We start from the raw sequence: 10,598 nt of genomic DNA, 5'->3' as shown, positions 1-10,598 counted from the left end.
AGCAGGTCCAGCAGCGCTTCGGCTGGCTGCCGCCGGTGGGGACGTGGAAGTACCACCTGCTCTTGAGCGCCGTGGCCCTCTTCATCCTCGGGCCCCTGGGTGGCATCGCCGCGTCGTACATGAACTTCAGCGTGGGTTTCTTCGTCGGCGGGCAGGTGCTGGCGGGCATCCTCGGCAGCGCCGTCACGTACGGCTACGGCGCGGAGGGCAAGCACGGCGCCAACTACATGCAGACGATGGCCGCGTCGGTGGCCTCGCTGTGCGCCATGTCCGTGCTCATCCAGGCCATGGTGTGGCTGGGCATGGAGCTGCCTCCCGCCTGGCACCTGATGCTCTTCGTGGGCTGCGTGGGCATGTTCGCGGTGGGCGTGGGGATGCTCTACACGCCGCTGCTCGTGGACCGGCTCCAGCTCGACTACCCGTCCGGCTTCGCGGTGGCCAACATCCTGCGCGCGCTGACGGACAAGCGTCTGCTCAAGGCGTCCATCTCCAAGCTGGGTGGCGGCACGCTGCTGGGCGCCATCGCCGCGTGGATGACGGAGAAGATAGCCATTGTCGGCGCCATCGGAACGAGCGCCGCCACGCTGGGCGCGGGCATGATTGTCGGCAGTCGCATCACCGTGCCCGCGGTGCTGATGGCCGTCCTCGGCGCGTGGCAACTGCCCTACCTGCGTGAAATCGGCTGGCTGGGCGCGGCGGACCCGTTCCGCAAGGTGGGCTTCCTCATCGGTCTGGCCATGATTTGCGGCGCGGCGGCGGTGGACCTCTCGCTGCTCGCAATCCAGGCAGCCGCGCGCATCCGCGCCCGGGCCGACGTCGAGCAGGGCGAGGAGCCGGCGTGGAAGAAGGTCAACATGCCCCGGCTGCTGGCGTGGGTGGTGGGCTGGGGCGCGGCGACGCTGTTGGTGGGTACGCTCGTGCTGGGGCAGCCCCTGACGTGGCTCGCGTTCGGCCTCGCGCTGGCGCTCCTGTTCGTGCTCATCAACGGCATCTCCTACGGCATCACCGACCAGAACCCCATCTCCAGCGCGTTCGTCATCTCCATCATGTTGATGTCGCTGATGGGCCTGAAGAACCCGCTGGTGGGGTTGATGGCGGCGACCATCCTGCTCATCTCCACGTCCGTGGGCTGCGACATGCAGCAGGACCGCTCCACCGGCTGGCGCCTGGGCACCAATCGCATCATCCAGTTCCGCTATCAGGTGATGGGCGTCATCATGGGCGCGCTCTTGTGTGTGGGATTGGCGAAGGTCTTCATGACGGCCTACCCGGCGCTGACCGTCAACCAGCTCGACAATCCCAATGTCCCGGTGGGCCAGTGGGGCTCCGCCATGACATACAAGCTGGTGGGCGCCATCCGGGATTTGGGCTCGCTGTCGGACGCGAAGGTGCGGGCGATGTACTTCGGCCTGGCGCTCGGCTTCGGCATCCAGGTGCTGCGCAAGCTGCTCCTGCGTCACCAGGGCTACCAGCGCTACATCAAGAGCTCGCGCGCGGGCTTCGCGGTGGGTTGGACCATGGACTCGCTGGTGCTGGCCAGTCCCTACGCGTCGTCGTTCGGCGGCTTCGTGTCCTTCCCCGTCTCGCTGTGGTTCGGCGCGGGCGGCGTGGTCGCCTCGGTGTTCAACACCCTGACGCAGAAGCGCGCCCCCGCCGCCGCGGGCAGCCCCGGACAGGGAGAGGCGCTCCCCGAGGACATGAGCACCATGTCCCTGGTGGGCGGTGGCCTCATCGCGGGCGAGTCCCTCTTCTTCCTCATCGCCGGCTTGATTGGATTGGCCAGCCTGCTGGCGTGAGTAGACATTCGCGGACAGAAGGGCGTGGGAGGACTCGACACGTATCCCCGCCTTCATGGGAAAACCGGTGCGCAATCCCTGCTCGTGGGCGGTCCACGCAGGGCACTCCAGGGGTTCCCATGAAGCGCGCATTCGTGGTGATGGTCGCGGTCCTCGGTGTCTCGTTGCTGGGCTGTGGCGGAGCGGAAGACCTCGCTGCGTCGACCGATGAAGCGGTGTCGTCCGACGCGGTCCAGGACGTGTCCCAGGAGCTCGACAGTCCCTTGGCGGTGTGCCCCGGGGACTACCGTGCCTGCTTCTCGCTCCAAGGTTGGCGCTGCACCCAGCACGAGCCCTGCTGTCGGGGCTCGGTCGTGTCGTCCTGCCTGTGCCGCGACGGCCGGCTGACCTGCTGAGCCACCCTGGCACCAAGCCAGGGACTGTCCGGCGGGTCCGGTTGACATTTATCGGACCCGCCTGCATTTTATCTTCCGTGAGCTTCGTCATCTTCTCCACGACCACCGGCACCACGACTCGCTACGGCGGGTGTGGAGCGGTGCGCGTCGCGAAGTAGGCTGACGACCGCACGGCTTTCCGCCCCGCCTTCTCGGCCGGGGCAGCCGTGCACTCACTCAGTGCTCCGTCCGGCAAGGCATTCAACCCTTCCGTCTCTGGAGTCACTGCAATGCTCGACGAACAAGACCACCGCTCCCTGGGCCATCGACTGGACCTCTTCCATTTGCAGGAAGAGGCACCGGGAATGGTCTTCTGGCACCCGCGCGGCTGGAAGCTGTACCAACTGCTGGAGGAGCGCGTCCGCCAGCGGATGAAACGCGAGGGCTACCTCGAGGTCCGTACGCCGCAAATCTACGCGCAGCCCCTCTGGGAGCGCAGCGGCCACTGGGAGAACTTCCGCGAGAACATGTTCCTGCTCGAGGACGGCGACCGCCACCTCGCCGTGAAGCCGGTGAGCTGCCCGGGCCACATCGAGCTCGTGCAACGCATGGCCCCCAGCTACAGGGACTTGCCCCTGCGGCTGTGCGAGTTCGGGCTGGTGCACCGCAGTGAGCCGGGGGGCGCGTTGCATGGCCTGTTCCGGCTGCGTCAGTTCACGCAGGACGACGGGCACATCTTCTGTGCCCCGGAGCAGGTGGTGGACGAAGTCGTGGCCTTCGCGCGCTCCTTGAAGGAGTTCTACGCGAGCTTCGGCTTCGACGAGGTCCAGGTGGCCTTCTCCGGCCGGCCCGCGTCCCGGGCTGGAAGCGACGAGGTATGGGACCAGGCCGAGTCCTGGCTGGCCGCCGCCGCGAAACAGGCGGGCCTCGACTGCAAACTCCAACCGGGCCAGGGCGCCTTCTACGGGCCCAAGCTGGAGTTCGTGTTGAAGGACAGGCTGGGGCGCGAGTGGCAGTGCGGGACGATTCAGCTCGACCTCGTCCTGCCCGAGCGCTTCGACCTGCGCTACCAGGATGCCTCAGGTGCGCGGGTCCGCCCGGTGATGCTTCACCGCGCGCTGCTGGGCAGCCTGGAGCGCTTCATCGGGGTGTTGCTGGAGCACCACGGGGGCGCGCTGCCCGCGTGGCTCGCGCCGGAGCAGGTGGTGGTGGCGCCCGTGGGCGAGGCGGCCGTGGAGTACGCGGAGCGCTTCGCCGCCAGCCTGCGACGCGCGGGCTGCCGGGCACGGATGGACTCGCGCGGCGAGTCGCTGTCGCGCAAGGTGCTGGACTCGCACCAGGCGGGCGTCCCGTGGCTCGTCGTCGTGGGTGGGCGTGAGGTGCGGGCGAACGCCGTCAGTCTGCGCCAGCGGGGCGGAGCGCAGCGGGACGTGTCGTGGGACGCGGGGCTCGCGGAGCTGGTGGCCGCGTGCGGGCCGGTGGCGGACGCCTGATGAAAGCCCGAGGGGCGGGGCCGGACTTCCCGGCATCCCGCCTCTCGGGAGTGTCTACGCGTGCATCAGGTGCTCCAGCACCGCGCCGGCGCGCACCACCTCCGCGGGCACGGTGGCCAGGTCATCCAGGCTGAGGATGCCCAGGGGCCTTCGGGCCTCGTCCACGATGACGAGCCGCCGCACCATCTTGTCCTCCATGAGCTGCTCGGCCGCGCTCAGCGTCGCGTCCGGCTCGCAGGTGATGAGCGCGGTCGTCATGGCCTCGCGCACCCGCGTCTCATTGGGGTCCTGTCCCATGGCCGTGGAGCGGACGGTGATGTCCCGGTCCGTCAACATGCCCACGAGCTGCCCGTTCTCGGTGACGGGAAGCGAGCCGATGTTGCACGTGCGCATCCGCAGGGCCGCGACGCGCAGCGACTCGTCGGCCTCGATGGTCTCCACATTCTTCGTCATCAGCTCGAAAATCTTCATGGCGCCTCCGCTGATGGGGGGATGTCTGCTGGGCTACGCCCTAACGTGGCGTCAGGGGCGTCTTCGTGCCCGCCGGGGCCCTGGCCCGGAGGAAGGGAGGGCGAGCGGACAGGGGGTGTCATTCCAGGTTGGCCAGCAGGCGCGACGATTGGGCAGGATGTGCATCCAAGAGAAACCCCGGGCGTGGACCCGGGCAAAGGAGCGTGACGGCATGGTCGACAAGCTCACCCTCAGCGATACCCAGTGGCGCGAGCGCCTGACTCCGGAGGAGTACGAGGTCCTGCGCAAGCACGGCACGGAGCGCGCGGGCACGGGGTGTTTCCTGGGAACCAAGACGCCGGGCACCTACGTGTGCGCCGGCTGTGGCAATCCCCTCTTCAAGGCGGGGACGAAGTTCGAGTCCGGCACGGGCTGGCCCTCCTTCACCCAGCCGCTGCACGGCGAGGACTCGGTGACGGAGATCAGCGACCGCTCGTACGGCATGGTGCGCACCGAGGTGCGCTGCGCCCGCTGTGACGGACACCTGGGACACGTCTTCCCGGATGGACCGCCGCCCACCGGGCAGCGCTACTGCATGAACTCCGTCGCGATGAAGCACGTGGAAGAAGGCCAGCCGCTGGAGCTGGTCCGCGCGTAGGCGGCACGTGTCGTTGCCCCGGCCTCGGTTTCGAGGTCGGGGCACTGCTCGCGTCGATCAGCCCAGCCAGGCGCGGGCGTTGCGGAACATCCGCATCCACGGGCCGTCGTCGCCGGTCCACTCGCGGGGCCGCCACGAGTGCTGCACGGTGCGGTGGACGCGCTCGGGATGCGGCATCGTCACGGTGAAGCGACCGTCCCGAGTCGTCACGCCGGCGATGCCGTGGGGTGAGCCGTTGGGGTTGGCGGGGTACGTCGCCGCCACCTGGCCCCGGTTGTCCACCCAGCGCGTGGTGATGTAGCCCTGCGCGTTGACGCGCGCAGCCTCGGCGGCGTCGGAGAACTCCGCGCGGCCCTCGCCGTGCGCGACGGCGATGAGCATCCGGCTGCCCTCCATGCCCTGGTAGAAAAGCGAGGGCGTGCGGGCAATCTCCACCGTCCCCAGGCGCGCCTCGTACTGCTCGGACGCGTTGCGCACGAAGCGCGGGAAGTGCTCCGCGCCCGGGATGATGTCCTTCAAGCCGGACATCATCTGGCAGCCGTTGCAGATGCCCAGACCGAAGCTGTCGGAGCGCGCGAAGAAGCCCGCGAACTCGTCGCGTGCGCGGGGGTTGAAGAGGATGGACTTCGCCCAGCCTCCGCCCGCGCCCAGCACGTCTCCGTAGGAGAACCCACCGCAGGCCAGCACGCCGTGGAAGTCCTTCAGCGACACGCGCCCGGCGAGGATGTCGCTCATGTGCACGTCCACCGCCAGGAAGCCCGCGCGGGTGAAGGCCGCCGCCATCTCCTGCTGGCTGTTGACGCCCTGCTCACGCAGCACCGCCACGCGGGGACGCGCGCCCTTGGCCACGAACGGCGCGGCGACGTCCAGCCCCGCGTCGAACGTGAGCTTGGGCGACAGGCCCGGGTCCGTCGCATCGCACCTGGCCGCGTACTCCTGCTCAGCGCACACGGGGTTGTCGCGGCGCTTCTGCAGTTCGTGGCTCACGCGGGACCAGACGCGCCGCAGGTCCATGGTGCCCTCGGCCAGCAGCACCTGGGCGCCGTGGCGCACGCGGACGTCCAGCGCGGTCGTCGGCCGGCCCAGCTCGTGACAGGACGCCGTCAGGCCATGCTTCTCCAGCACCTCGCGCACCCGGGCCACGTCCGCCGAGCGCACCTGCACCACCGCGCCCAGCTCCTCGTTGAAGAGGGCCGCCGTCGGGTCTCCGCCCAGGGCCGCCACGTCCACGTCCACGCCGCAGTGGCCCGCGAAAGCCATCTCGCACAGCGTGGCCCACAGGCCGCCGTCGGAGCGGTCGTGGTAGGCCAGGAACCGACCCTCTGCGTTGAGCGCCTGCACCGCCGCGAAGAAGCCGCCCAAGAGCGCGGCGTCCTCCACGTCGGGGACCTCGGGGCCCACCTGCGAGTGCGTCTGCGCGACGATGGAGCCGCCCAGCCGCTGCTGGCCCTTCGCCAGGTCGATGAAGAGCAGGCGCGTGTCCTGCGTGAGCTCCACGAGCTGCGGCGTGAGCGACTGGCGCACGTCCAGCACCGGGGCGAAGGCGGAGATGATGAGCGACACCGGCGACGTCACGGCCTTGCGCGCGCCCCCCTCCTCCCAGACGGTGCGCATGGACATGGAGTCCTTGCCCACGGGGATGGTGAGGCCCAGCGCCGGGCACAGCTCCATGCCCACCGCGTGCACGGCGGCGTAGAGCTGCGCGTCCTCGCCAGGGCTGCCGGCCGCCGCCATCCAGTTCGCCGACAGCTTCACGTCGGAGAGCTTGTCGATGCGCGCCGAGGCGATGTTGGTGAGCGCCTCGCCCACCGCCATCCGCGCGGAGGCCGCCGCGTCCACCACCGCCAGCGGCGTGCGCTCGCCCATGGACATGGCCTCGCCCGTGGTGCTCGTCACCGTGGACAGCGTCACCGCGCAGTCGGCCACCGCCACCTGCCACGGGCCCACCATCTGGTCCCTGGCCACCTGGCCCGACACCGAGCGGTCGCCGATGGTGATGAGGAAGGACTTGTCCGCCACCGTGGGGTGGCTCAGCACGCGCTCGGCCAGCGCCTTGAAGTCACCGGGCAGCACCAGCGGCGCGTGGACCAGCGCGCGCGACTTCGCGTCGCGGTGCATGCGCGGCGCCTTGCCAAACAGCACGTCCATCGGCAGGTCGATGGGCGGCGTGCCCAGGGTTGAATCAGACAGCTTGAGCACCTGCGCTTCGGTCGCCTCGCCCAGCACGGAGAAGGGCGCGCGCTCGCGCTCGCAGAAGGCGGTGAAGCGCGCCAGGTCCTCGGGGGCCACGCCCAGCACGTAGCGTTCCTGGGCCTCGTTGCACCAGATCTCCAGCGGGGACATGCCCGGCTCCGCATTGGGCACCGCGCGCAGCTCCAGTCGGCCGCCCAGCTCGTTGTCGTGCGCCAGCTCCGGCAGCGCGTTGGACAGGCCGCCCGCGCCCACATCGTGGATGGAGCGGATGGGGTTCTTGTCGCCCAGCGAGCAGCACTGGTCGATGACCTGCTGGCAGCGCCGCTCCATCTCCGCGTTGTCGCGCTGCACGGAGGCGAAGTCGAGGTCCGCCGCGCTCGCGCCCTGCGTCATCGAGGACGCCGCGCCGCCGCCCAGGCCGATGAGCATGGACGGGCCGCCCAGGACGATGAGCTTGTCACCCGGTTGCAGCCTGCCCTTCTGCACGTGCGGCGCGCGGATGTTGCCCAGCCCGCCGGCGATCATGATGGGCTTGTGGTAGCCGCGCACCTCCACGCCCTCGGGCGTGGCGACCTGCGACTCGTAGCTGCGGAAGTAGCCGCACAGGTTGGGACGGCCGAACTCGTTGTTGAACGCGGCTCCGCCCAGCGGACCGTCAATCATGATGTCCAGCGCGGAGACGATGCGGTCCGGCTTGCCGTAGGGCTGCTCCCAGGGCTGCTCGTACCCGGGAATGCGCAGGTGGCTGACGGTGAACCCCGTCAGGCCCGCCTTGGGCTTCGCGCCACGTCCGGTGGCGCCCTCGTCGCGAATCTCTCCACCCGCGCCGGTGGCCGCGCCGGGGTACGGCGAAATCGCCGTCGGGTGATTGTGCGTCTCCACCTTCACCATGATGTGAGACGGCTCGCGCACCGTCCCCCACTCGCCCGTGTCCGCGTCCGGGAAGAAGCGGTCCACCTCGAAGCCCGCGATGACCGCCGCGTTGTCCTTGTAGGCGGAGAGCACGCCCTCCTTGTGCTGGGCGTAGGTGTTCTTGATGGCCTGGAAGAGCGAGCGCTCCTGCGGCTTGCCGTCCAGCGTCCAGCTCGCGTTGAAGATCTTGTGCCGGCAGTGCTCGCTGTTGGCCTGCGCGAACATCATCAACTCGACGTCGGTGGGGTTGCGCTTCAACTCCTGGAAGCGCGCCACCAGGTAGTCGATTTCGTCCTCCGCCAGCGCCAGGCCCAGCATGCGATTCGCCGTCACCAGCGCCGCGCGCCCACCACCCAGGATGTCCACGGTGGTGAGGGGACGGGGCGTGTGCTCGGAGAAGAGGACGGCGGCGTCCTCCATGCGCTTGAGCACCGCCTGCGTCATCCGGTCATGCAGCACCGGCGACAGGCGCTCCAACTGCGCGGGCTCCAGCGCGCGGCCCTCGGGGCCCGCCACGTAGTACGCGAGGCCGCGCTCCAGGCGCTTGATTTTCGCACCCAGGCCGCAGTTCCGGACGATGTCCGTCGCCTTCGAGGACCACGGGGAGATGGTGCCGGGACGGGGCACCACGAGGAGCAGACTGCCCGCCCGCTCTCCCGAGGGCACCTTGGGGCCGTACTCCAGGAGGCGGCCAAGCATCGCCTGCTCGTCCTCGGAGAGGGCATCCGGGGCGTCGAGGAAGTGCACGTGCTCCGCGTAGACGGACGACACGGCGGGCACCTGCTCGCGGCACTGCGCGAGCAGCTTGGCGAGCCGGAATTCAGAGAGGACGGGAGCGCCGCGCAGGAAGTGCATGCTGGACATGGGGATTGGGTGTGGCCCTGGGTAACAGCCGGGGCGTCCTTATCACCGTGCGTCGCGTGGGCGAGGACAGAGTTCGCCCCGGCCCGCTCGCTGTCCGGGCGAACAGGGGCCACGGTGGGAGTCCCTCACACGTCAGCGCTTGCGCGGTGCTCGTGACAGGTGGGGAAACGCTGCAACCATGAAGAGGTCGAGGCCCACGGCTCGGGCCCGCTCGCGGGCAGCGCGGCGGGTGCGGGAGTCATGGCCCAGGCACGGCGGCCTTGGTGTCAGGCACCGGGCCTGGGCCATCGAAGAACGGCGCTACCCGCCCTGCCCCGAGGCGGCTGGAGCCGGGGACGTGGCCGGCTTTTCTTCCGGGGCCTTGGGCTCGGCCTGGGCCTTCTGCCACAGCGCCAGCAACTCCACCTCGCGCTCGGCGGGCAGACCCGCGCGCGGCTTGTTCCGGCGCTCCTCGGGCAGGCCCTTGAAGTACGCCAGCGTGTCGCGGACGGTGATGTCCACGGGGCGGAACTTGAGCCCGGCCTTCACCGCCTTCGCGTTGCTGCGCAGGTGCGTGCCCAGGCTGGTGCCGGTGGGCGGCATGTAGATGGGGAGGCGGACGTCGCCCGTCTCGCCGTGCTTCTCCAGGAACTCCGCCGGCACCCACGTCACCTTCGTGTCCCGCCCCGTCACCTTCCGGCACGTGTCCAGCATCGCGCCCATCGACCACGGCTCCGCGGGGCCCACCGCGTTGAAGACACCGTTCACCTGGCCCTCGATGAGCAACACCAGCCACTCGGCCAGATCCCTCACGTCGATGATCTGCAGCGGGTCCTTCGCGGTGCCGGGCGCGAGCATCTCCCCGCCCTTGTCGAAGCGCACCGGCCAGTACGTGAAGCGGTCCGAGCGGTCATCCGGCCCGACGATGTAACCCGGACGGATGTTGGCCACGCGTCCCGGCAGCGCGGCCTCGGCGGCCTCCTCACATGCGCGCTTGAGGCCTCCGTAGAACTCGAAGTCCTTGCCCATCGTCTCCACGTTGGGGTCTGAAAGCGTCGCCGTGGGGCCGCTCTCGTCCTCGCGCGGCGTCTTGTCGCTGGCGTACGCGGACACGCTGGAGATGAAGACATACTGTTTCACGTTCGGCGCCAGCAGCGCGGCCGAGGCGCGGACCATGCGCGGGTAGTAACCGGACGTGTCGACGACGGCGTCCCACTTCTTGCCCTTCAGCGCCTTGAGGCCCTCGTCCTTGTCCGGGTCTCTATCGCCGCGCAGCTTCTCCACGTCGGGGAACAGCTCGGGGCGCGTCTTGCCCCGGTTGAAGAGCGTCAGGGAATGGCCCCGCGCTCGCGCGGCCTCCACCACCGCGGGGCCCAGGAACCCCGTGCCGCCCAGGATGAGGATGCGCTTCTTCGCGCCCTTCTTCGGCGCGGCCAATGCCTCGGGTCCGAGCGCCAGCAGCGACGCACCGGTAGCGGAGTACCGCAGGAACTTCCTTCGCGAAGTCTTCATGACAACGGCTCCAGGGGCCGTGGTGCACTCGGGGGGACGCGCGCGAAAACCCGGCGTCTGGCGTTTCATTCCCGAGACAACTCAACCGTCAGCGGTCACCCAGCGCGACACCGAAGCCGAGTGTCCACGCGAACCCATGGGTCCACTCCTCGGTGAACGGGCGCACGCCCTGGTAGCGCAGCTCCGTGCTCGCGACGAAGGGGCCCCCGAGCAGCGCACTCACGCGCAGTCCCACCGGCACGCCGAACCGAGCCCCACCCTCCTGCGAGAACAACCCCACGCCCAGCGAGGCCCGCACGTCCACGCCCACCGCGTAGGCCGGCCGCCACGCCCACAGCGGCGGAGACAGCACGGCCAGGCTCCACCC

7 protein-coding genes and 1 pseudogene are annotated in these 10,598 nt (G+C 69.7%); 4 read left to right on the top strand and 4 right to left on the bottom strand.

Annotation, left to right across the window (positions count from 1 at the left end):
• The first annotated feature begins 26 nt into the window (after positions 1–26).
• From HUW62_RS42200 to thrS, 3 genes are all read left to right on the top strand, one after another.
• Entirely contained in the window at positions 27–1,796 is a 1,770-nt protein-coding gene (locus HUW62_RS42200; RefSeq protein ID WP_217911866.1) for an OPT/YSL family transporter, read from the top strand.
• Between the two features lie 119 nt (positions 1,797–1,915).
• Positions 1,916–2,191 carry a hypothetical protein gene (locus HUW62_RS42195; protein WP_163867860.1) on the top strand — a complete coding sequence of 92 codons (276 nt, stop codon included), beginning with the start codon at positions 1,916–1,918 and terminating at the stop codon, positions 2,189–2,191.
• Between the two features lie 269 nt (positions 2,192–2,460).
• Entirely contained in the window at positions 2,461–3,663 is a 1,203-nt protein-coding gene (gene thrS, locus HUW62_RS42190; protein WP_176437646.1) for a threonine--tRNA ligase, read from the top strand.
• Between the two features lie 54 nt (positions 3,664–3,717).
• Here thrS and HUW62_RS42185 read toward each other — a convergent pair whose 3' ends face one another.
• Positions 3,718–4,134, bottom strand: coding sequence for a CBS domain-containing protein (locus HUW62_RS42185; RefSeq protein ID WP_163867858.1), 417 nt, complete (start codon positions 4,132–4,134; stop codon positions 3,718–3,720).
• Between the two features lie 211 nt (positions 4,135–4,345).
• Here HUW62_RS42185 and msrB point away from each other — a divergent pair, with 211 nt between their 5' ends.
• Positions 4,346–4,771, top strand: a complete 426-nt coding sequence (gene msrB, locus HUW62_RS42180) for a peptide-methionine (R)-S-oxide reductase MsrB (protein WP_163867857.1) — start codon at positions 4,346–4,348, stop codon at positions 4,769–4,771.
• A 57-nt stretch (positions 4,772–4,828) separates the two neighbouring features.
• On the opposite strand, the gene purL is transcribed toward msrB, so the two are convergent.
• From purL to HUW62_RS42165, 3 genes and pseudogenes are all read right to left on the bottom strand, one after another.
• Positions 4,829–8,740 carry a phosphoribosylformylglycinamidine synthase gene (gene purL, locus HUW62_RS42175; RefSeq protein ID WP_176437645.1) on the bottom strand — a complete coding sequence of 1,304 codons (3,912 nt, stop codon included), beginning with the start codon at positions 8,738–8,740 and terminating at the stop codon, positions 4,829–4,831.
• 300 nt (positions 8,741–9,040) lie between these two features.
• Positions 9,041–10,231 carry an NAD-dependent epimerase/dehydratase family protein gene (locus tag HUW62_RS42170; protein WP_163867855.1) on the bottom strand — a complete coding sequence of 397 codons (1,191 nt, stop codon included), beginning with the start codon at positions 10,229–10,231 and terminating at the stop codon, positions 9,041–9,043.
• Positions 10,232–10,319: 88 nt separating this feature from the next.
• A pseudogene (locus tag HUW62_RS42165) lies at positions 10,320–10,598 on the bottom strand (hypothetical protein); the annotation flags it as partial.

Origin of the sequence: Myxococcus sp. AM011, assembly GCF_013372595.1 — a bacterium.
GTDB classification, from domain to species: Bacteria; Myxococcota; Myxococcia; order Myxococcales; family Myxococcaceae; genus Myxococcus; species Myxococcus eversor.
The sequence above is the reverse complement of the archived record's forward strand: the minus strand, read 5'-3'. Positions and strand labels throughout refer to the sequence as shown.